General features: G+C 65.9%; 21 protein-coding genes. 12 read left to right on the forward strand and 9 right to left on the reverse strand.

The window, feature by feature from the left end:
- Positions 1-14 precede the first annotated feature (14 nt).
- Complete coding sequence (locus IU459_RS26010) at positions 15-902, reverse strand: ABC transporter ATP-binding protein (RefSeq protein WP_195132196.1); 888 nt, start codon at positions 900-902, stop codon at positions 15-17.
- A gap of 314 nt (positions 903-1,216) precedes the next feature.
- On the opposite strand from IU459_RS26010, the gene IU459_RS26015 reads away from it, so the two are divergent.
- Entirely contained in the window at positions 1,217-1,510 is a 294-nt protein-coding gene (locus tag IU459_RS26015; RefSeq protein ID WP_228838522.1) for a hypothetical protein, read from the forward strand.
- Between the two features lie 131 nt (positions 1,511-1,641).
- On the opposite strand, the gene IU459_RS26020 is transcribed toward IU459_RS26015, so the two are convergent.
- The gene (locus IU459_RS26020; protein ID WP_195132197.1) at positions 1,642-1,947 is read right to left on the reverse strand and encodes an SHOCT domain-containing protein; all 306 of its coding nucleotides are present in this window, start codon (positions 1,945-1,947) and stop codon (positions 1,642-1,644) included.
- Between the two features lie 47 nt (positions 1,948-1,994).
- The gene (locus IU459_RS26025) at positions 1,995-2,453 is read right to left on the reverse strand and encodes a DUF6325 family protein (protein WP_195132198.1); all 459 of its coding nucleotides are present in this window, start codon (positions 2,451-2,453) and stop codon (positions 1,995-1,997) included.
- A 283-nt stretch (positions 2,454-2,736) separates the two neighbouring features.
- Between IU459_RS26025 and IU459_RS26030 the strand changes: the two genes are divergently transcribed.
- Both IU459_RS26030 and IU459_RS26035 read left to right on the forward strand, forming a co-directional pair.
- Positions 2,737-3,243: a DUF7144 family membrane protein gene (locus tag IU459_RS26030; RefSeq protein ID WP_228838523.1), complete on the forward strand. Its 507-nt coding sequence runs from the start codon at positions 2,737-2,739 to the stop codon at positions 3,241-3,243.
- Between the two features lie 36 nt (positions 3,244-3,279).
- Positions 3,280-4,701, forward strand: a complete 1,422-nt coding sequence (locus IU459_RS26035) for a hypothetical protein (protein ID WP_195132199.1) — start codon at positions 3,280-3,282, stop codon at positions 4,699-4,701.
- A gap of 81 nt (positions 4,702-4,782) precedes the next feature.
- On the opposite strand, the gene IU459_RS26040 is transcribed toward IU459_RS26035, so the two are convergent.
- A complete protein-coding gene (locus IU459_RS26040; protein ID WP_195132200.1) occupies positions 4,783-5,187 on the reverse strand; it encodes a DUF7144 family membrane protein in 405 nt (134 codons plus the stop codon).
- Between the two features lie 263 nt (positions 5,188-5,450).
- On the reverse strand, positions 5,451-6,323 hold the full coding sequence (locus IU459_RS26045) for a hypothetical protein (RefSeq protein WP_195132201.1): 873 nt from the start codon (positions 6,321-6,323) through the stop codon (positions 5,451-5,453).
- A gap of 124 nt (positions 6,324-6,447) precedes the next feature.
- On the opposite strand from IU459_RS26045, the gene IU459_RS26050 reads away from it, so the two are divergent.
- Entirely contained in the window at positions 6,448-6,984 is a 537-nt protein-coding gene (locus IU459_RS26050; RefSeq protein WP_195132202.1) for a hypothetical protein, read from the forward strand.
- A gap of 121 nt (positions 6,985-7,105) precedes the next feature.
- On the forward strand, positions 7,106-8,503 hold the full coding sequence (locus IU459_RS26055; protein WP_195132203.1) for a DUF2252 domain-containing protein: 1,398 nt from the start codon (positions 7,106-7,108) through the stop codon (positions 8,501-8,503).
- Between the two features lie 72 nt (positions 8,504-8,575).
- Here the strand turns inward: IU459_RS26055 and IU459_RS26060 are convergent, their stop codons facing one another.
- Entirely contained in the window at positions 8,576-8,989 is a 414-nt protein-coding gene (locus IU459_RS26060; RefSeq protein ID WP_195132204.1) for an SHOCT domain-containing protein, read from the reverse strand.
- A gap of 687 nt (positions 8,990-9,676) precedes the next feature.
- Here IU459_RS26060 and IU459_RS26065 point away from each other — a divergent pair.
- On the forward strand, positions 9,677-10,636 hold the full coding sequence (locus IU459_RS26065) for a fatty acid desaturase (protein ID WP_195132205.1): 960 nt from the start codon (positions 9,677-9,679) through the stop codon (positions 10,634-10,636).
- A gap of 114 nt (positions 10,637-10,750) precedes the next feature.
- On the opposite strand, the gene IU459_RS26070 is transcribed toward IU459_RS26065, so the two are convergent.
- Positions 10,751-11,263, reverse strand: coding sequence for a Dps family protein (locus tag IU459_RS26070; protein WP_228838524.1), 513 nt, complete (start codon positions 11,261-11,263; stop codon positions 10,751-10,753).
- A 698-nt stretch (positions 11,264-11,961) separates the two neighbouring features.
- Between IU459_RS26070 and IU459_RS26075 the strand changes: the two genes are divergently transcribed.
- Positions 11,962-12,141 (forward strand): hypothetical protein, encoded by a 180-nt coding sequence (locus IU459_RS26075; RefSeq protein WP_195132206.1) that lies wholly within the window; start codon positions 11,962-11,964, stop codon positions 12,139-12,141.
- A gap of 157 nt (positions 12,142-12,298) precedes the next feature.
- On the opposite strand, the gene IU459_RS26080 is transcribed toward IU459_RS26075, so the two are convergent.
- Positions 12,299-12,811, reverse strand: a complete 513-nt coding sequence (locus IU459_RS26080) for a GNAT family N-acetyltransferase (protein WP_195132207.1) — start codon at positions 12,809-12,811, stop codon at positions 12,299-12,301.
- A 380-nt stretch (positions 12,812-13,191) separates the two neighbouring features.
- Between IU459_RS26080 and IU459_RS26085 the strand changes: the two genes are divergently transcribed.
- Complete coding sequence (locus IU459_RS26085; protein ID WP_195132266.1) at positions 13,192-14,445, forward strand: lipase family protein; 1,254 nt, start codon at positions 13,192-13,194, stop codon at positions 14,443-14,445.
- A gap of 49 nt (positions 14,446-14,494) precedes the next feature.
- On the opposite strand, the gene IU459_RS26090 is transcribed toward IU459_RS26085, so the two are convergent.
- A complete protein-coding gene (locus tag IU459_RS26090; RefSeq protein ID WP_195132208.1) occupies positions 14,495-15,451 on the reverse strand; it encodes a LysR family transcriptional regulator in 957 nt (318 codons plus the stop codon).
- Positions 15,452-15,515: 64 nt separating this feature from the next.
- Between IU459_RS26090 and IU459_RS26095 the strand changes: the two genes are divergently transcribed.
- From IU459_RS26095 to IU459_RS26110, 4 genes are all read left to right on the forward strand, one after another.
- On the forward strand, positions 15,516-16,649 hold the full coding sequence (locus tag IU459_RS26095) for an XdhC family protein (RefSeq protein ID WP_195132209.1): 1,134 nt from the start codon (positions 15,516-15,518) through the stop codon (positions 16,647-16,649).
- Between the two features lie 80 nt (positions 16,650-16,729).
- The gene (locus IU459_RS26100; RefSeq protein ID WP_195132210.1) at positions 16,730-17,620 is read left to right on the forward strand and encodes an FAD binding domain-containing protein; all 891 of its coding nucleotides are present in this window, start codon (positions 16,730-16,732) and stop codon (positions 17,618-17,620) included.
- Between the two features lie 2 nt (positions 17,621-17,622).
- Positions 17,623-18,141, forward strand: a complete 519-nt coding sequence (locus tag IU459_RS26105; RefSeq protein WP_195132211.1) for a (2Fe-2S)-binding protein — start codon at positions 17,623-17,625, stop codon at positions 18,139-18,141.
- Positions 18,138-20,528, forward strand: a complete 2,391-nt coding sequence (locus IU459_RS26110; protein WP_195132212.1) for an aerobic carbon-monoxide dehydrogenase large subunit — start codon at positions 18,138-18,140, stop codon at positions 20,526-20,528. Before IU459_RS26105 ends, IU459_RS26110 begins: the two co-directional genes overlap by 4 nt.
- Positions 20,529-20,547: the final 19 nt, after the last annotated feature.

The raw sequence follows: 20,547 nt of genomic DNA on the forward strand, positions 1-20,547 counted from the left end.
CAACAGAAGCGGGTTCAGCGGCCGTAGAGGCTGAAGAACATCTGCTCGAGATCGGGTTCGGTGGAAAGCACGCTCACCAGTGGGTACTTCGCGGCGGCCTTGAACAGCGCATCGACCTCGCCCTCGGTGGTGCAGTGCAGGGTGCGGCCCTCGACGCGCAGGTCGCGCACACCGGGCAGGCGATCGAAGTCGTCGGCGAAGACATCGGCGCCGAAGATCATGTCTACGGTACGTGGGGCACGGCGGCGTAGCTCGTCCACATTCTCGGTGGCGAGCAGCTGTCCGGCGCGCATGATGACGGCGCGGTCGGCGGTCTGCTGCACTTCGGTGAGGATGTGCGAGGACATGAAGACGGTCTGCCCGTTGTCCTTGGCCTCGGTGACCAGATCCAGGAACCGTTGCTGCAGCAGCGGATCCAGCCCGGAGGTCGGCTCGTCGAGAATGAGCAGGTCGGGGGAGTGCATGAAGGCGGCGGTTATCCCGACCTTCTGCTTGTTGCCCTTGCTCATCGTCCCGACCTTCTTGGACAGGTCCAGATCCAGCAGCCGCGCCAGTTCCTCGATGCGTCCGGGCGGGACGGTGCCGCGCTGATCGGCGAAGAACGCCAACAGCTCTCGTGCGGTATTGCGGCCTTCGAGGGCGAGCTCACCGGGCAGGTAGCCGATCCGCCGGCGCAGTTCCGCACCGCCGATGCGGGGATCGATGCCGAAGACCTCGACGCGACCGGCGGTAGGGCGAAGGAGGTCCAAGAGGATGCGGATGGTGGTCGACTTCCCCGCGCCGTTGGGTCCGAGAAAACCGAACACCTCGCCCTGGGCGACCTCGAGATTCAGGTCGGTGAGGGCAACGTGCTTGCCGTAATGCTTGGTCAGGCCTTCGATGCGAATGGCGGGGGCGGTCATTGTCACTCCTTCGGTGCTACCCACATTCGGTTCTGCAGGTGCGATGTGTTCAGTAAATACTGAACAGGCAGAAGATGTCAACCTGGCTCGGAAGTCGCTGGTCATACGAGGCCCGCGGGTTCCGGCGCCGAGGAGACCGCCGCCGGACTCAGTTCGGATGACTTGTGGCGGCAGAGGATCGAACAGGTCATGGGGAGTGAGGCGTCGCGGCGTTCGGGGCGAACCCGCACGGCGCGCAGACGGTAGCGAACTGCAGGTCTACCGGAAGCCGCGATTCGAATGACGACGTCTATGCGTATACGTATACTGCGACTATGTTGGATCCCCTCAGCCTTGCAGTCGGTGCCGGCCTGGTCGGTATCGGCTGGGTATGCGGTCGATTCGGGCACCGGCGGCGAGCTCAGTCGGGGGAGAAGCTTCTCGCGCGTTGCGGTTGCGGCCACGACTTGGCGCTGCACGACCGTTCCACAGGTACCTGTCACGCCGAGATCTCCCGCAAAGGCACCCATGGCCTGCGGGAGTGGATCGGCTGCAACTGTCGCCGTTACACCGGCCCCACTCCGTTGGAGGAAGTGTTCACCTCGCCGATACTCCCGCCGGAGTCCTGAACGGACGAACACGATTCGAGGTCGGGCGCGTTACCGACGCTCGAAACGCTGGGGCGGCAGCAGATCGCAGCCGATTCCTGTCCGTCTCGGATTTGCTGAACTGCGTGCGGCGCCGGAACAATCGGCAGCAGTCAGGACGCGAGGATTCGTGCCTTCTCGGCTTCGAATTCGGCTTCGGTGAGCACGCCCTGCGCTCTGAGTTGGCCGAGTTCTTTCAAGGCGGTGATCCGGTCCATGCCCACGGTGCCGCCCGACGGTGGTGCGGGCGGCGCGGGTGCAGCGGCAGGCTCCGGCGCGTACTGTGGGTAACCTTCGTACTGCGCGGATTCCTGCGCTGCCCAGCGTTCCCCTTGGCGCCGCGAGACACGGTTGGAGACAGCGGTTGCGGTTCCGGAAATCACAGCGGTGCGGGCGACCCCGCGAAGCAGTCCGGGCATTTCATTCCCGCCTCTCTTGATCGGAATGCTGGTTCGGCCCTTTTGCATCAACCGCTCTGGGCGTCGAGAGAGTCCAAAGTCGACAGGATGCTTTGCACCGGGATGCGCCCGGAGGCCACGAGTTGGGCGCCGTTGTGTCGCAGCGCGGCCGCGAAGGGCGCGGCCCACGTGTTCTCGTAGATCAAGATGGCCGCCGAGTGTCCCGGTTCCAGCGCCACGCCGGCCTCCCTGCAGTCGGTGTCGTCGATCAATCCAGAGCGGGCCTCGGCGAACAGCGTGATATCGAAATCGCCCCGCAGTCCCACGTCGGTGATGTCGACGCCGACAAGCGAGCCGTCGGCATCCTTGCGGACGAACGCCAGATCCAGCACGCGGACGATGCCGCGGTCGACGAGATCGCGCAACAGTGGGAGGGCCGAACCATCCGGTGTCCGGTCGGCGGGGAATTCGATGACGAGATAGTCGATGGGGCCCAGCTCGTCAGGACTGATATCTGAATTTGTCACCGGGACCCTCTTTCCGCCACTCGTTACGAGAAAGGGACTCTTATCAGACCGACTGCCCAGGGGCTTGTCACAGTGCGGCCGGATATTTGCTTATGGCACCGGATTCGGTAACAACTTCGGATCCACCGGTGTCCCTGGTGCTAGTCTCTTCATAGCGTACGCGTCTGATCGCCAGTCGGTCATGAGAATCACCGGGCCGGACCCCGCAGGGGCCCAGACCCCATTCGATGTGGGGTGAGCAGTAAAGGCCTTCACGCAAATCAGGCCTCGAAAGGGGACCGCAATGTCGGAGAACGTGCGCGTCGACCGAGGAAGTGGCAGGGTCGAGCAGGGGATTGCCGCCGGGACTTCGATTGCGGCCGCCATCATCTTGATAACTGTCGGATTCCTCCAGTTACTTCAAGGGATTTCGGCGGTTGCGGCGGATGAGGTGTTCGTGCAGGGCCAGCAGTACACCTTCGAGTTCGACTTCACCGCATGGGGATGGATACACATCGCCGTTGGTGTGATCATGGTTGCCACGGGCATCGCATTGCTGACCGGCGCGTTGTGGGCCCGCGTGGCGGCGATCGTTTTCGCGGCCCTGTCGATCATCGCGAACTTTTTGTGGATGCCGTACTACCCGCTGTGGTCCATCCTGATCATTGCCCTGGACATCGTGGCCATTTGGGCGATTTCGACCTGGAACCCCGAGCCCCCTGCACCCTCGGCGGACCGCTCCGCCGAGACAGGGGTGGCGCCGCCCTCTCCCGAGACCGGGGCGGCGCCACCCCGCCCCGCAGCAGGCTAGTGGTTGCCACGTAATCCATTCCTGGAGTAGGGAACCATGGATTCCAACGCGACTGACAATCCACCCCCTGGTCAGCTGAGCACGGACGAACGGGCCGAGCTGGAGAGGCTTCGCGCGGAGGTGGCCGCGCTGCGCACGGAGGCGCGCGGTGCGGTACCCGCACGGGTATCCCGGCCGCCGCGGCATGCGTGGCGGTGGACCGCGGTGGCGATCTTGACGGTCCTGGTCGCCGTCCTGGCGATCACCACGGTGGTGTCACGGTTCGTGCGCGGCGAGATCCTGGACACCAACCGCTACCTCAGCACGGTAGCACCGCTGGGTTCGGATCCGGCGCTGCAGACCGAGATCGCCAACACGATCACCGACGAGATCTTCGCCCGCGTCGACATCGAGGGTCTGACCGCGGACGCGCTTGCCGCCCTGACCGACGCGGTCCCGGCGACCGCGAACCGGCCGCGGGTGGATCGCGCGGTCGAGGGGCTGGCGCCGGTGATCACCCAGCAAGCCCGCGGCTTCGTCAACGACACCGTGCTGTCGTTCGTGCGCAGCGACCAGTTCGAGGACCTGTGGCTGCAAGCCAACCGAGCCGCCCACACTGCCTTGGTGGCGGTGGTGACCGGTCATGTCGGCCCCGAGTCGGTGACCGTCGACGAAAACGGCACGGTGACACTCTCTCTCCGTACGGTGATCGAGAACATCAAAGCCCGCCTGCTCGATCGGGGCTTCACCTTCGCCGAGAAGATCCCCGCGGTCGACAAACAATTCGTGTTGTTCCGCTCCCCGGAGCTGGTGCGGGCGCAGCGGGCGGTCTACACGCTCGACAAAGCCGCGACAGTGCTGCCGTGGGTGACGATCGCGGCCGCGGTGGCCGCGATCGCCGCGGCACCAGCCGGTCGTCGCCGCCGTGCCCTGGTCTTCGTCGGACTCGCCTTGGTTGTGGGCATGCTCATCCTCGCGATCGCGCTACTCATCGCCCGAGCGGTATATCTGGACCGGATGCCGCCCGATGTGCTGACACCGGGGGCCGCTACCGCGATCATCGACACTGTCTTTTTGCCGCTGCGGACCGCACTGCGGGGAGTGGCCGTGCTCGGCGTGGCGATCGCGCTCGCCGCCTACTTGACCGGGGATGCGGCCTCGGCCGCTGCGATCCGCCGCGGATTCGGCACCGGCATGGACGCCATCCAGCAACTCCGGCGCTCCCGCCCGCCCAACAGGGTGGAGACCTGGGCATACCGCGGACGCGCAGTGTTGCGGTGGGCGATCATCGGCGCCGCCGCACTACTGCTGGTGTTCTGGCGCTACCCCACCGGGCTGGTAGTCGTCTGGATCGTGCTCGGCGCGCTACTAGCGCTGCTTGCCCTGGAAATTCTGATCCGTCCCGCCCGCGCATGGCAGCAACCAGCCGAGCCCCCGACGAAGGGCGATGCCGGGACCCCGGCGCAGGCCAACGCATGACCTACGGAGCTTGGGCCCCGTATCGCCGCTACCAAAGGCCGCAAACCGGCGAAATCGACCGCCACCGCGCCGATCCGCGGGTCACATTCGGCTCGGCTGCCAAGTCGTCACCGCCCAGATCACTACGACGTCCAACGCGATCACGATGGTCGACCACCATGGGTAGTACGGCAGCCACAGGAAGTTGGCCAGGATCGACAACGCGGCGAGGAATACCGCTACCACCCTCGCCCACATGGCTCCGGCTATCAGCCCGACCGCGGCGATCACCACCAGGATCCCGAGAACGAGATGGATCCAGCCCCAACTGGTGGTACTGAACTGGTAGGTGTAATTGGGCCCGGACACGAAGATCTCGTCCTTGGCGATGGCGGCGATTCCCTGGAAGATCGACAGGACGCCCGCGGCCAGCAAGAGAACCGCGGCGCCGATCGACGTCCCGGCGGCGACCGCCTGCTTGACGGAATTGTCCTGGGTTGCTGACATTTGCCGGTCACCTCTCTCATCAGCGATACACGGATGGGGTTCATCGATGCGACGGGTCTTGCCCGCTTCGCGGGGAGACTCATCGAAACCGCAGGTCGCATGCCACACCCTGGTTTGATCGGTACGGCGACGCCCACACTGCAATCGCCGGTGCCGGCGCCCGCCTCGTCTGGCCAGCATATCCCCAGCGAACTCTGACCCACTGCCCGATCGAATCACCCGCGAGTTGCCCGGCGCCACAGGCTCGCGCAGCGGCTCAGCCGTCAGATGTGGCCATACTCTGAATCGCCGGTGACCGGGCCGCGCAGATACCGACCGAGGTGTGTGTCCTCGATGGCGAGGGCCCTGGTGATCGTCGCGGCGCCGACGACCACGATGGAAAGCACGAACAGCCAGCTGATCGAGGTGAAGACCGGCCCGAGGATGCCGAATCGCGTGTACGCGGTTGCCGTGATCCTCGGCAGAACGAGTCGTCCCACGGCTCGGACGATCGTGAGACCGGATGCCGTGAGCAGGCCGGTCACCCAGAGAACACGAGCGGACAGTTTCCCCATGGTGAGCAAGTACGGGCTGAGAGTCCAGACGATCGTCCAGATCACCAGTTCGCCGACCAGAGCGAGGGGCACGCCGATGTAGCGCACTCCGGTCAGTTCCCGGATCGCGCCGATGAATACGGCAGAGAGGGTGACGGCGAGCAGGACGATCAGCCATCGCCAGGCGTCGCGCAAGCCGATTGATGGGACATTCCAGATCTTCCCATAGATCCGAGCCAGCGCTTTTGCGAACGAAGTGCCGCTGATCGCGACCATCAGCAATCCGACGACACCGAAAGCCGCGAAGGTCGGATCGGTGGTTGTGAAGACGCCGACATTGGACAAGAGCGTCTTCGTGTCGAAACCGAGCTGGTCGTTTATCGCTCGGGCGGCCAGATCCCAGTAGGTGAAGATCGAGCCCGCGATGATCACGGGCAATACACACGTGAAGATTTTGGCCGCGAGGGTCATCGATCGGTCCACGATCTCGATCTCGACGAACTCATTGGCGACCAGTCGGGCCGTTCGTGACCAGCCGTCGGCCGACTCGGTGCGCGCCGCGAGAGCCTTGGCCAGTGCGCCGAACTTTTTCGTCGACCGCATGTCATCGACTCAACCGCACCGATCGCGTGTTGTCATCGTTTCACCTGGGTTGGTGAGGTACTACTGCGGATTCGGTACGGTTCTCCACAGACGATGGCGCGGCGACGAACTCTGCGAGGGGTCGATGCAAGCCAGCAAACAAGCACTCCTACACGGACCACTGTTCTCTCGGAGCATTCCGCTGGACCGCCGCAACGCGGCCAGCCGGATCAGCGCATACGTTTACGGAAACGTCCTGATCCTCGCCGCGCTCATACCGGTGACGACATCCGACGAACAAGTCGGCATCTTGATCGTCCTCGGGACGGCCGCCTCGACATTCATTGCACACTCTTTCGCCGAAGGTGTCGGGCAAAGCGTTCGGCAGAACCGTCCGATCGCCTCTCGGGAGCGCTGGACTGACTTGCGGGATTCCGTGCCGATCCTCAGCTCGGCGGTGCTGCCGTGCGCGATTCTGGCCATCGCCGGTCTCGGGTGGATCGAACCACGCACGGCCCAGCTGCTCGCGGAGGTGCTCGTGTTGATCCGGATCGGCGGAATCGTGTTCGTCATCGAGCGGCTCAATGGTGTGCGGCCTCGGCGTTCGACACTGTTCGAGGCGCTGCTTCTGGCGGTCGCGGCGACCACCGTTGTGGTGGTCAAAGTCATCCTGACCCACTGACGGTTCCGACGCTTGTGGCCGAACCGGCCTGCTTTTGTTTCAATCGATATATGTGCAGGTGGATGGCTTATTCAGATGCGCCCCCGGTGCAGACGATCGTCGCGTCACCCTGACCCGCCACATGGTCAGTGCGAGCCAGCGCATCGCTACCCGCGCCGCGCGCGTCGAGCAGGGTGAAGCCGCTCGGCGGACCACTCCTGTCACCGCCCTCGCCGAACACGACGCCACTGGGCGCGACCCGCTCGGCCTGCTCGAGCGGCAGGCGCAATCTCGTATTCCGGAATTGGTTCCGGTGCGGTACGGGCGCATGGCGAGCTCACCGTTCGCCTTCTATCGCGGGGCCGCCGTGATCATGAACGACGATCTGTCCCGCACGCCAGCGACCGGACTCCATACGCATCTGTGCGGTGATGCCCACCTGAGCAATTTCGGAATCTTCGCCACGCCCGAACGCCGCCTGGCGTTCGACATCAACGATTTCGATGAGACCTACCCGGGTCCGTTCGAATGGGATGTCAAGCGGCTCGTCACCAGCCTCGCGGTCGCCGCCCGCGAGAACGGATTTTCCGACAAGCAGCGACTCCGGGCCACGCTCGCGTGCGCCGCCGAATACCGGACGACCATGGGGTACCAAGCCGAACAAAGTACCACCGCAGTGTGGTATTCCCGCGTCGATCCCACGGCCGAACTGACCGAACTGCGCGATGATCTGGACACGTCCACCCGTGAGCGAGTGCGCAAGACGCTCGCGAAGTCGCGGACTCACGACAGCCAGCAGGCACTCGCCAAGCTGACCACTCGGGTCGACGGCCGACCGAGAATCATCAGCGACCCTCCCCTGATCATCCCGATCGAGGAGATCTTCGCGGACGTGGACGCCGAGAATTTGTATCGCGAACTGCGCCGACGTCTCAGCGACTATCGCGCGACCCTGCAGGACAATCGCCGCGTACTGCTGGACCAGTTCGAATTCGTGCAAGCTGCGCGCAAGGTGGTCGGCGTGGGCAGCGTCGGCACCCGCGCATGGATCGTCCTGATGCTGGGAGTCGACGACGATCCCTTGATTCTGCAAGTGAAAGAGGCACAACCGTCGGTACTGTCCAGCTATCTGGCGGGCCCCTCGTTCCCGAACCAGGGTGAGCGAGTAGTGCAGGGCCAGCGGCTGATGCAAGCGGCAAGCGACATCCTGCTTGGCTGGCAGCAAGGGCCCGGCATCGATGGCGAAAGCCGAGACTTCTATGTCCGGCAACTACGCGACGGTAAGGGCTCAGCGGTAATCGAGACGATGGAGCCCAAGGCGCTGCGCCGGTACGGCCGACTGTGCGGCCGGGTGCTGGCCTTCGCACACGCCCGTGCCGGCGACCGTATCGCGATCGCCTCCTACCTCGGCGCGACAGACGCGTTCGACCATGCCGTCGCGGATTACGCCGAGACCTACGCCGACCAGAACATGCGGGACCATGCCGAACTGCAGCGTGCGATCCGGGAAGGCCGCGTCACCGCACGCACCGGAATCTGAGCGCACCATGGCCGCCGGTAGCAATTCGGTGTGATCGCGGATTCGCGGTCGGCATCAATTTGGGCCGTGGCGTCACGGCCCGGTCGACGCGTTGGGCGCTGACGCCCGTTGCCCCAAGGCCTGAGCCTTGAGTTGTTCGAATTCCACGTCGGTGATGACACCCGCGTCATGCAGGGCCTTCGCGTCGGCGATGCTCTCGGCGGGGGACTTGCCCGCGACCTGCCGGATGTACTGATCGGTGGCTTGCTGTGCCTCCGCCTGCGCCCGTTGGGCGCGCAGCGCCATGCCCCGTCCCCGGACGATCAGGTACACCAGCGCCGTCAGGTACGGCAACAACACCAAGGCGATCACCCACACGGCTTTGGCGATGCCGGATACGGAGTGGTCGCGGAACAGATCCACCAGAATCTGGAACATAACGATCAGGTACGCCACGAAGGCGAACACGAGGATCGTGTACCACACGTAATCCCAGAACGAATCCATGTTGTAAGCCTCCTCGGGCGAGCCTTTCCCGGGTCGTTGCGCCGTCGAATCCGGCTGCGGCGTAATCGAATCCGCTGGCTCACCAGGTTGTAGATCCGACCTTCGGTCGGCATTGTGGCCGAGAACAGACTGCTATTTTCTTTGCCGGCATTTCATCCCGCATCGTGCTCCGGCGGCAGTCGATGGGCGCGTTTCGAAGCGCAGATCGACTCGGCGCCGTAGGGCCTCGACAATAAATCGCCGAGCATATGGACACGTCGCTTCATCGGAGAAACCCACCGGCTGGAAAAGACCGGCAAATAATCATCGACGCAAACGAAGCAGTCGTCAAGATCAGCACACCGTATCCGGGACCGGCTCACCCGAAAAGAGACTCAGCCGAAACCGTGGCAGCCATGGGCAGTTGTCCAGCGGAGTGTCGGCCGCGAAACGCACGGGCCATGCGACACGACCGCCACCGTTCGGTGGGCTCCGCTCGGACTGCGGCGATGCCAGCTGCGGCGTCTCCGGCCCGGTGCGGTGATCGGCTCGAGTCGTCCGGAACCGACCTCGTGTGCGCCATGTTCTGACACAACACCGTTTCGTTGCATGGACGTAAGGGGGGCGACAGCCCGCGTAAGGGTGTTCGTGGGACAGCTCGTGCACGCTCGGCTTCCGAGAACGTCGGGAGAGGTGACCGAGGGCGAGATGACCGACAGGCGCACCGGCAACGCTTTCCGCGCGCAGCGCCGCGACGACGGGCGACGGATCGGATCGTGGTTGACCGGCGTAATGGTCGTGCTCAATCTTCTCCAGCTCTTCGCCGTACCGCTTCTGCTGTTGCCCCGCGACCCAGCGTGGGGTTGGGCACTGTTGCCGCTGGCATTGCTGACGACGACATTCTGGGCGGTGATCCACGAGGCCGTCCACGGCAATCTGCACCCCCGACGCTCCCGCAACGATCGGTACGGACGCATGCTCGCCGTGTTGTACGGCGCACCGTTCGCGTTGCTCAAAGCCGGTCACCTGCTGCACCACCGCTACAGCCGGACCCGTGACCGGGGCGAGGTCTACGACCCGGCGAGGTCCAGCTGGGCGAAGGCCGCACCCGGGTATTACCTGCGGCTCTTCGGCGGGCTGTATCTGCTCGAGGTCGCGGCAGTCGTGCTCGCAGCGCTGCCCGCCGCGGCCGTGCGTCGGCTCGCCCATGCGGTGGACGAGCCGGACACGGTGGCGGGACCACTGCTCGAACGCGTCGCGCGGACCGAGGTGTTCTGGCAGTTCCGCATCGACGCGGCCGCGATCGCGGTGCTCCACGGCGCGGCGTTCGTCGCCTACGGCAGTCACTGGTGGATGTTGCTCGCGGCGCTGGCCGGGCGCGGCGTGATCGTCTCGCTGTCGGACAACGCGTACCACTACGGCACCGATCTCGATGAGCCGCTCGAAGCTCTGAATCTGGAATTGCCCGCGCGATTGGAAGTCCTGGCACTGAGTTTCAATCTGCACGGCATGCACCATCGGCGCCCGGGGCTGCGCTGGTATGAACTCCGGCCGGCCTTCGACGCCGAGGGCGGCCGGTGCGATTCCGGCTGGTTCCGTGCGGTGGCGCGCCAGATTCGCGGCCCGATCGGGATAGTCACCGATCGCTCAGCCGACCGTCTCAGTTAGGCCGAGCGAGCGCGCCGGACCTCATAGGCTCCTGGCCACTCCGAATCGGCCGCTGTCGATATGGGAAACCCGCCGCGAGCGAGCAGCGCCGACGGCGGGTCGAGGTTCGGGCGGCTAGACCTTGCGATTCTCCGACTTGATCATCCACGCCAGTTTCTCCAGCGAGTCGATGATCTGGTGCAGCAGATCGGCGGTGCTCGGGTCCTCCGCGTCCACGGCGTCGTGCACGTCACGGATGGTTTCGATCGCCGCGTAAGTCCGGGTCGTGATCAAGTCGACCAGGTCGGCGGAGTTCACTTCCTGGGCGGGGAAAGCCGGCAGGCTGGTGGTCGCGGCGATGGTGTCGGACCGCCCGTCGGGAACGGCGTCGAAGGCTCGCATCCGTTCGGCGATGGTGTCGCTGCTCTCGCGTGCCGCATCGACGAGCTCGTCGAGCTGCAGGTGCAGGTCACGGAAGTTGGTCCCGACGACGTTCCAGTGGGCCTGCTTGCCTTGCAGGTGCAGTTCGATGAGATCGACGAGTACGCGCTGCAGGTCGGCGGCCAGGCGGGGGGAACCGGTGAAGCTCCGGACATCGTCGGCGAGACGGCGATTGGTCCGCTGCAGGGTCTGATGCGCTGCGGTCATGGTGGTACTCCTTTCGAGATCCTTCATGGAGAACAACTCATCCATTTATTGGAATCATTCCAGATTATGTTGTCGAATGGGTCACTGATCACGGTGGAGCAAAGTGGTTGTTTTTCTGACCGCCGGCGGCGTCGCATCTCGGTGAACAGGTGCTATCCGCGTCGCCGCTCGTGGTTTGGCGCGCCAGCGGGACCGGCGGCAACGTATCGGTTCGATAACAGCAAGCATGTGATTTGCTTCCGTCGCCACGCTCGGCCGATCGGCCTGGCAGCCGGGTTCTTCCAGTTGGAGGCGCCCGGCGGAGACAAGGTCACGATCCGGTATCGAGCGGTGCGGCTCCGTGGTGTGACGCAGTCGGTGTTCACTTCAACCGCGATAACCGTCACGCTATTGCTAGCTGATTGTTAGCTTGGATCATGCACGGGGTGCGCAGATCGCCGTACCGGGCACCGGATCGGTCGCCTACCTCGGCGGTTCCTGCGTCGATAGCTCGGAATACTCGAATCGCAACCTCAGCCGACCGAAGCGTCGGCCCCCGAGAGGCCATGGTTACCACCGACTCCACAAACAACTCTGTCGCCACCAGAAATCGCTCGGCTGTTCCGCGAGTGCCAGGTGGTCCGCGCAGCGCCGCGGATCGATCGGCACCGCCGGCACTCGGCCTCGACCGACAGCTTGCGCCGCTGCGGAAACCCGCATTGGTGCTCGGTGCGGCGCTGCTCTGCATCGGCCTGGTCGCGCTGGTGCCGTTGCGTGCCTGGTGGCACGACTACGGCGGCGTCCTTGTCGTCGCGGCTTACCTGCAGTACATGGCCTTGGCGGGAACTCTGGAAATCTGGGGGATACGCATGACCAGGAAGGCTCCGGCAAAGGAGTAGGTCATATGCTGCTGGGTAGCTGCCCACCAGTCCGCCTTGGAATGGAGCCGTATGTCAAGCGACTCCGAACCCGGAACGACGGGGGTCAACCGGCGCACGGTCGGCGCCGCCGCGCTGGGCGGAGCGGCGGTCGGCGCGGGACTGACCGGTGATGCGGTCAGTGAAGCACGAATCCCGGCGGCCAGCTGTACTCGAATTCCGGAAGGTCGAACCCTTGCTCGAAGTGCGCGGTCCGCGCGTCTGTGCGGTGGCCGCCATATCGTTCGTAGAAGGCGATTGCCGCGGTGTTTGCTTGTAGCACCTCGAGGTAGACGATGCGGCCGGGATGCTTCGTGGCTGCCCACTCCAGAGCGTGGCGCAGCAGGCGGGTGCCGATGCCCGCACGAGTACGGCTGGGTGCGGCGTGCAGGTTGTCCAACAGCACGCGGCCGTCCGCAGTCGGCGTCAGATAAACGAATCCGGCCAATTCGCCCTCCTCCTCGGCGACGAAAAGCCCTGTGGCAGTCGGGTCCTCGGTAAGTCGTTTGCACCATACAGTCAGACGGTCCTCCAGCAGGGGACCGGTCAAGAACTCTTCCGGCATCATTCCCGCGTAGGCCGAACGCCAACTCGCAGTGTGCAATTCCGCGACCCGTTCCGCATCGTCAGGTGCACCACTTCTGATCTGCATTCCGATATTCTCGCCTCCAACCGTGGATGAGATTGCACACCGCGACGCGAGCAATAGGTGCGCTATTGGGATCGCCCCCGAGCCTGGACCGGCCAGAGGTCGACAAGGGTGTCTCCGTCGACCACATGCAGGAGGTCGTAGCGGTCATGAGCCGCTGCATTCCCTCGGCGACCGCGGTGTGGCGCTCGGAAGGGTCGCTGATGTGCTGCCAGCGGCCGCCATATCCCTGGACACCGGTGCCGACGTACACATCGCTTCACAGTCTCGATTTCCTGGTCTTTCGGCTCGCCCTCCGGCGTGTCGCCAGAGGTTTGCCGACGGTGTCGGATTTGAATGCAGGTTGGCTGGTCGACGAATGCCGCGAACTACCCGTGGAGGTCATGGTCGTGATCCGGCAGGTTCTTCTTTTCCCCGGCAGCAGGCGCAGCGGTCTGGCTCGGACCCTCGGTGCGATCGGTGGTGTGGCACTCGGACTGCTCCTGGCGACGACGGCGACCGGCGAACCACTGTATCCGCGGCCGGATCCGGACCCGTTCTATGCTGCCCCGGCGGATCTGGCGGCATACCAACCGGGGGATGTGCTCGGAGTGCGGGCACAGCCGCCGGTGGCGATCTTCCCCGGCTCCACCGTCGCGCTGGTCAAATTCCGGTCGACCAACTCACGCGGTGCGCCGATCGCGGCGACCACCACGGTGATCACCCCCGCCAACCATGCGCCCAACGGGCCGCTGCTGTCGTATCAGCATTTCATCAACGCGCTCGGCACCCAGTGCGCGGTATCGCACTCGCTGTACGGCGGCGACCTGAATCTGACGGTGACGATGCCGATTTTGAACGTGGCGCTGGCACAGGGCTGGAGCGTCGCGCTGCCGGATCACCTCGGACCGCAGGTCGCTCTCGGGGCCGCGCGTTTGGGTGGCCAGATCGTCTTGGACGGCATCCGTGCGGTGAAACGGCTGCCCGCGCTGGCCGTGCAGAACAGTCGGACGGTCATGGCCGGCTACTCCGGCGGCGGCCTGGCCACCGCATGGGCGGCCGCATTGCAGCCGACGTATGCACCGGAGCTGGAGCTCGCGGGCGCGGCCACCGGCGGTGCCCCGATGAACCTGGTCACGATGGCGGAGGCGCTGGGTTTGGAACCGCACCCGTCCTTCGGGCTGGCCATGGCGGCGGCGATCGGCCTGGAGCGGGAGTACCCGGACCGGCTGCCGCTCAGCTCGTATCTCAACGAGCGCGGTCTCGCGGCCCGTGATGCCATGGCCAACAGCTGCAGCAACGAGATCCTCACCGCGGGCGTCGGCGGCAGCGCTCGCGAGTACCTCACCAGCACCTCGATCTTCTACAGCCCCGAAGCCCGGTCGGTGGGGGAGGAGAACAGCCTCGAGCTCTACCCCGGGGTGCCGGAAATACCGATCTTCGAATGGCACTCGCCGGACGACCAGCAGATTCCGATCGATGCCATCGAGAACACCATCCGCCGCTGGTGCGCGGCAGGGGTGCGGGTGGAGACGCTGCGGGTGCCCGCGGCCGAATCGCCACCCCCGCATCTGTCCACCGCGGTAGTGGGTGCACCCGCGGCGATGCGGTGGCTCGATGCGCGGGTCCGCGGAGAGCCCGCCCCCACCAACTGCTGACGAAGCGGGTACCGGATATCCAGAGCTACGTCCGGATGTCCGGTCACGTTCAACTCCACAGTGTCACGTGCACTTTCGGGCGGAACCGGGTGACGCCGACGCCGGTCCCGCGGATCATCGCCTGGAGGCATCGCGGCGTAGTGATGAACCGCAGCAGTTCCGACACCGCGGGCTGGCGGGAATCGGGCGGCAATGTGGTGGCGCACCACTCGTCGGATACCTGCAGCCCGGGCCCCTTGATGTGGATCAGCCGACCGGCCGCGAGGTCGGAGGAGACGGCGAAGCCGATCGTCAGGGTGATGCCTCCGACACGGCGGACCTCTTCGAGCGCGGCGGCGTCGCTCTGGAAGATCCGCTGGTGCGATTCGGGAACGGCCAACTCGCGCAGCATCGTCGCGATGTGCCCGTCGACACTGCCTGCGCTGGGGCCCAGCATCCACTGTTGCTCCCGCAGCAGCGCCGGATGTGGTGCGGCGCCCGCGAGTGGGCTGTCGGGGCGCGCGACCGAAATGATCTGATACTTCAGAAATGGCCGGGCGGCGATGGTCGTACCGGTGCCGGCGGGCGCGGGCCCCAACGCGATGTCGACCGCGCGGGTTTCGATCAGACTGCGGAACTGGCTGGTGGGGTGCACACTCAGCTCGACCGACAGATCCTTCGCCCGTGCCGCGAACAGATCGATGAGGCCGGGTGCGGCGTGTTCGGCGAAAGCGCTCGATGCCGCGATGTGAAGCAGCCGCCGGCCGTGCGCCGCTTCGCTCACCTCGATGGCGGTCTGGCGCTGCAGTCCGAGAATCTCGATGGCCCGGCTGGCCAAGCGCAATCCGCCGGGCGTGAAGGCCAGGCCCGCCGCCGCGCGGGTGAACAGCGGGTCGGCGAGTTCCTTGCGCAGCTGGGCGATGTGCAGCGAGACACCGGCGTCGGACATCCCCAGCTCTCTGGCCGCCGCATGGACGGAGCCGAGCCGCACCACGGTCGAGTAGGCCCGAAGCTGGGCGGGCGTCACGATCCGAGTCTAGTTTGGAGGTGGACGCGGTGCCTACCGCCGCATCGCGTGCGGAGGACGCATCATGCAGGACGTGCTCGCGGATCTGATGACAACCTGGAACGCCGGGGGCACGGCCGGGGTCGCGACGGTCGTGCGGACCTTCCGTTCGGCGCCGCGCCCGCCTGGCGCGGCCATGGTCGTCGCCCCGGACGGGACGGTCGGCGGTTCGGTCTCCGGTGGCTGCGTCGAAGGCGCGGTCTACGAACTCGCCACCGACGTCATGCGCACCGGTCGTCCGGCACTGCAGCGGTACGGCTTCTCCGACGACGACGCGTTCGCCGTCGGCCTCACCTGCGGCGGCATCATCGACATCTTCGTCGAAGCGATCTCGCAGGACACGTTTCCTGAACTCGGCGAGGTCGCCGTGGACATCGCCGACCAACGGCCGGTCGCGATCGCGACCGTCATCGAGCACCCGGACGCGGACCGGGTAGGGCGACGGCTGCTGATCCGGCCCAGCAGTGCGCGCGGCACGCTGGGGTCGGCGCGCACCGACGATGCGGTGATCGATGACGCACGCGGGCTGCTCGCGGCGGGCCGAAGCGAGGTGCTTTCCTATGGTCCGGACGGGCAGCGCCGCGGCGAGGGCATGGCGGTTTTCGTCGCCAGTCATGCCCGGCAGCCGCGGATGCTGGTGTTCGGGGCCATCGATTTCGCCGCCGCCGTGGCCCAGCAGGGATCGTTCCTCGGGTACCGGGTGACGGTGTGCGACGCGCGGCCGGTCTTCGCCACCTCGGCCCGGTTCCCGACCGCCGACGAGGTCGTCGTCGACTGGCCGCACCGCTACCTGGCCGCACAGATCGCGGCAGGCGCGGTCGATTCGCGGACCGTCGTCTGCGTGCTGACCCACGATCCCAAGTTCGACGTTCCACTGCTCGAGGTGGCACTGCGGGCACCGGAGATCGGCTATGTCGGCGCGATGGGGTCGCGCCGCACGCACGACCAGCGCTTGGACCGCCTGCGACAGGCCGGTCTCACCGACGAGCAACTCGCCCGGCTCGCCAGCCCGATCGGGCTGGATCTGGGCGGCCGGACGCCGGAAGAGACGGCGGTGTCCATCGCGGCCGAGATCATCGCCCGTCGCTGGGGCGGGCACGGCCGATCACTGACCCGAACCGGCGGACGGATTCACCACACGCCGGAAACCGGCAATTAAGTGATTCCTTAATTCGGTCTTGACGTCGGTCTCAGCGGCGCAGAGGCTGGGCATCTCCCCATTGATGTGAGGTAAGTCACATGCAAGTTCCTGGGCCATTCGAATACGAGCGCGCGACGGGCGTGGATCACGCCATCGGACTCCTGGACCGGCTGGGGGAGGAGGCGCGCATCATCGCGGGCGGGCACAGCCTGCTGCCGATGATGAAGCTGCGGCTGGCCAATCCGGAATATCTCATCGACATCAACGACCTGGCTGCCGAGCTGGGATACATCGTCACCGACCCGACCCTGGTGCGAATCGGCGCGATGGTCCGGCATCGGCATCTGCTCGAATCCGACGACCTCGCCGCGGTGTGCCCGATCTTCCGTGACGCCGAGCGCGTGATCGCCGACCCGGTCGTGCGCAACCGCGGCACGATCGGCGGCTCGCTGTGCCAGGCCGATCCCGCCGAGGATCTCACCACCGTGTGCACGGTTCTCGGCGCCACCTGCCTGGTGCGCGGACCGTCCGGCGACCGGGAGATCGCGATGGACGACTTCCTGGTCGGTCCGTACGAGACCGCCATGTCGCGAAACGAACTTCTGATCGAGATCCGAATTCCCCTGCGGCACCGGACATCTAGTGCCTACGCGAAAGTGGAGCGCCGGGTCGGCGACTGGGCGATCGCGGCGGCGGGCGCGACGGTGACACTGCGGGACGGGGCGATAGCGGCCGCACGGATCGGTCTGACGGCGGTCGACCCCGATCCGGCGGCACTCGCCTCTTCGGTGGGCGTGCTCATCGGTGAGCCGCCCACCGAAGAGGCCTTCTCCGAAGCCGGCCGCCGGGCGAGCGCGGCGTGCTCACCTGTCTCCGATGCGCGCGGTACCGCGGACTACAAGCGCCATCTCGCGTCCGAACTGACGGTGCGCGCGCTACGCACCGCGGTCGAGCGCGTACTGAACCACCCTGCGCCGAAAGGGAATTAGCCATGCAGGTAACCATGACCGTCAACGGCGAGCCGGTGACCGCGGAAGTCGAGCCACGCACCCTGCTCGTGCATTTCCTGCGAGATCAGCTGCGGCTCACCGGAACCCACTGGGGCTGTGACACCAGCAACTGCGGCACCTGTGTGGTGGAGGTCGACGGCGAACCGGTGAAGTCCTGCACCATGCTGGCCGTCATGGCCCACGGTCGGGCGGTGCGCACCGTCGAGGGACTCGAGGTGGACGGCCGACTCGATCCGGTGCAGGAGGGCTTCATGCAGTGTCACGGATTGCAGTGCGGATTCTGCACGCCCGGAATGATGATCACCGCCCGCGCACTGCTGGACCGCAACCCGGATCCCGACGAGCAGACCATCCGCGAGGCCATCTCGGGCCAGATCTGCCGCTGCACCGGATATACCACCATCGTCCGGTCGATCCAGTGGGCCGCGGCGAAGCAACGAGGCGCAGCCGCGGAGCCCGAACCCGCGGCCACGGAAGCGCCGGTAGGGAGCGCGTCATGACCGCCGTCGAACCCCGGCCCGAAGACCGGGTCGACAACGACCGCAAGCCGTGCGGTCACGGCAGGATGCTCCGCAAAGAGGATCCCCGGTTCATTCGCGGACACGGCAATTACGTCGACGACGTGTCGCTGCCCGGCATGTTGCACATGGCGATCCTGCGTTCCCCGTTCGCGCACGCACGGATCGTGAGCGTCGACGTCTCCGCGGCACAGGCCCATCCGAAGGTCAAAGCGGTTGTCACCGGCGCGGATCTCGCGGCGAAAGGACTGGCCTGGATGCCGACGCTGTCCAACGATGTGCAAGCGGTGCTGGCGACGGACAAGGTCCGGTTCCAGGGCCAGGAGGTGGCCTTCGTCGTCGCCGAGGATCGCTACTCCGCGCGGGATGCGTTGGAGCTCATCAACGTCGAGTACGACATGCTCGATCCGGTGATCGACGCCCGGACCGCACTGGCCCCCGAGACGCCGGTGATCCGCGATGATCTCGACGGCAAACAGGACAACCACTGCTTCGACTGGGAAACCGGCGACGCCGCCGCGACCGACGCGGCGTTCGCACGCGCCGACGTCATCGTCAAGCAAGAAATCGTCTATCCGCGTGTGCATCCCGCACCGATGGAGACCTGCGGCGCCGTCGCGGATCTCGATCCTGTGACGGGGAAGCTCACGCTGTGGTCGACGACGCAGGCCCCGCACGCCCACCGCACGCTCTACGCGTTGGTGGCCGGGCTCCCCGAACACAGGATCCGAGTGATCTCCCCGGATATCGGCGGCGGGTTCGGCAACAAGGTCCCCATCTATCCGGGATACGTCTGCGCCATCGTCGGGTCGCTGTTGCTGGGCAAGCCGGTGAAATGGATGGAGGATCGCAGCGAGAATCTCACCAGCACCGGGTTCGCCCGCGACTACATCATGGTCGGCGAGATCGCCGCCGACGCCGACGGCAAGATCCTGGCCATCCGGTCGACCGTCCTCGCCGACCACGGCGCGTTCAACGGCACGGCCGCGCCGTTGAAGTATCCGGCCGGCTTCTTCGGCGTATTCACCGGTAGTTACGACATCGAGGCAGCATATTGCAAGATGACCGCGGTCTACACGAACAAGGCCCCCGGCGGCGTCGCCTATGCGTGCTCCTTCCGGATCACCGAGGCAGCCTACTTCGTCGAGCGGTTGGTCGATTGCCTCGCCTATGAACTGAAGATGGATCCCGCCGAGCTGCGGCTGCGGAATCTCCTTCGCCCGGAACAGTTCCCATACACCAGCAAGACCGGCTGGGTCTACGACTCCGGCGACTACGAGAAGACCATGCGCCTGGCGATGGACATGATCGGCTACCCCGCCTTGCGGAAAGAACAGCAGGACAAGCGCGCCCGAGGCGAGTTGATGGGCATCGGGATGTCCTTCTTCACCGAGGCTGTCGGCGCGGGGCCGCGCAAGAACATGGACATTCTCGGACTCGGGATGGCCGACGGGTGCGAGCTGCGCGTCCATCCGACCGGCAAAGCCGTTGTGCGGCTTTCGGTGCAGACCCAAGGGCAGGGGCACGAGACCACCTTCGCCCAGATCGTCGCCGAGGAACTCGGCATACCGCCGGACGACATCGACGTGGTGCACGGCGACACCGATCAAACCCCGTTCGGCCTCGGCACCTATGGCAGCCGGTCGACACCGGTCTCGGGCGCCGCTGCCGCACTGGCCGCGCGGAAGGTGCGCGACAAGGCGCGGATCATCGCCTCCGGCATGCTCGAGGTCTCCGTCGCCGACCTCGAGTGGGAGAAGGGCTCGTTCCACGTCAAGGGCGATCCGTCCGCGGCCGTGACGATCCAGCAGATCGCGATGCGAGCACACGGTGCCGGTGACCTCCCCGAGGGCATCGAGGGCGGACTCGACGCGCAGGTCTGTTACAACCCGGAGAATCTCACCTACCCCTACGGTGCGTACTTCTGCGTCGTCGACATCGACCCGGGCACCGCCGTGGTCAAGGTCCGGCGCTTCCTCGCCGTGGACGACTGTGGAACCCGGATCAATCCGATGATCATCGAGGGCCAGGTCCACGGCGGCATCACCGACGGCATCGGCATGGCGCTGATGGAGATCATCGCCTTCGACGAGGACGGCAACTGCCTCGGCGGATCCCTGATGGACTACCTGATCCCGACGGCGCTGGAAGTTCCGCATCTGGAGACCGGGTACACGGTCACTCCTTCGCCGCATCACCCGATCGGCGCCAAAGGCATCGGCGAATCTGCCACCGTCGGATCCCCTGCGGCCGTGGTCAACGCTGTGGTGGATGCGTTGGCACCGTTCGGCGTTCGGCACGCCGACATGCCGCTGACGCCGTCGCGGGTGTGGGAAGCGATGCAAGGCCGGGCCGCGCCGCCCATCTGAGCGGACGTGAGCGATGGGA

The organism is Nocardia amamiensis, from assembly GCF_015477605.1.
Taxonomy (GTDB): domain Bacteria; phylum Actinomycetota; class Actinomycetes; order Mycobacteriales; family Mycobacteriaceae; genus Nocardia; species Nocardia amamiensis_A.

Bases quoted from the DNA above. Each gene is read 5' to 3' on its own strand.
- IU459_RS26010 (WP_195132196.1), bottom strand. From the start codon at position 902: ATGACCGCCCCCGCCATTCGCATCGAAGGCCTGACCAAGCATTACGGC.
- IU459_RS26015 (WP_228838522.1), top strand. From the start codon at position 1,217: ATGTTGGATCCCCTCAGCCTTGCAGTCGGTGCCGGCCTGGTCGGTATC.
- IU459_RS26020 (WP_195132197.1), bottom strand. From the start codon at position 1,947: ATGCCCGGACTGCTTCGCGGGGTCGCCCGCACCGCTGTGATTTCCGGA.
- IU459_RS26030 (WP_228838523.1), top strand. From the start codon at position 2,737: ATGTCGGAGAACGTGCGCGTCGACCGAGGAAGTGGCAGGGTCGAGCAG.
- IU459_RS26035 (WP_195132199.1), top strand. From the start codon at position 3,280: ATGGATTCCAACGCGACTGACAATCCACCCCCTGGTCAGCTGAGCACG.
- IU459_RS26040 (WP_195132200.1), bottom strand. From the start codon at position 5,187: ATGTCAGCAACCCAGGACAATTCCGTCAAGCAGGCGGTCGCCGCCGGG.
- IU459_RS26045 (WP_195132201.1), bottom strand. From the start codon at position 6,323: ATGCGGTCGACGAAAAAGTTCGGCGCACTGGCCAAGGCTCTCGCGGCG.
- IU459_RS26050 (WP_195132202.1), top strand. From the start codon at position 6,448: ATGCAAGCCAGCAAACAAGCACTCCTACACGGACCACTGTTCTCTCGG.
- IU459_RS26055 (WP_195132203.1), top strand. From the start codon at position 7,106: ATGGTCAGTGCGAGCCAGCGCATCGCTACCCGCGCCGCGCGCGTCGAG.
- IU459_RS26060 (WP_195132204.1), bottom strand. From the start codon at position 8,989: ATGGATTCGTTCTGGGATTACGTGTGGTACACGATCCTCGTGTTCGCC.
- IU459_RS26065 (WP_195132205.1), top strand. From the start codon at position 9,677: ATGACCGACAGGCGCACCGGCAACGCTTTCCGCGCGCAGCGCCGCGAC.
- IU459_RS26070 (WP_228838524.1), bottom strand. From the start codon at position 11,263: ATGACCGCAGCGCATCAGACCCTGCAGCGGACCAATCGCCGTCTCGCC.
- IU459_RS26080 (WP_195132207.1), bottom strand. From the start codon at position 12,811: ATGCAGATCAGAAGTGGTGCACCTGACGATGCGGAACGGGTCGCGGAA.
- IU459_RS26085 (WP_195132266.1), top strand. From the start codon at position 13,192: ATGGTCGTGATCCGGCAGGTTCTTCTTTTCCCCGGCAGCAGGCGCAGC.
- IU459_RS26095 (WP_195132209.1), top strand. From the start codon at position 15,516: ATGCAGGACGTGCTCGCGGATCTGATGACAACCTGGAACGCCGGGGGC.
- IU459_RS26100 (WP_195132210.1), top strand. From the start codon at position 16,730: ATGCAAGTTCCTGGGCCATTCGAATACGAGCGCGCGACGGGCGTGGAT.
- IU459_RS26105 (WP_195132211.1), top strand. From the start codon at position 17,623: ATGCAGGTAACCATGACCGTCAACGGCGAGCCGGTGACCGCGGAAGTC.
- IU459_RS26110 (WP_195132212.1), top strand. From the start codon at position 18,138: ATGACCGCCGTCGAACCCCGGCCCGAAGACCGGGTCGACAACGACCGC.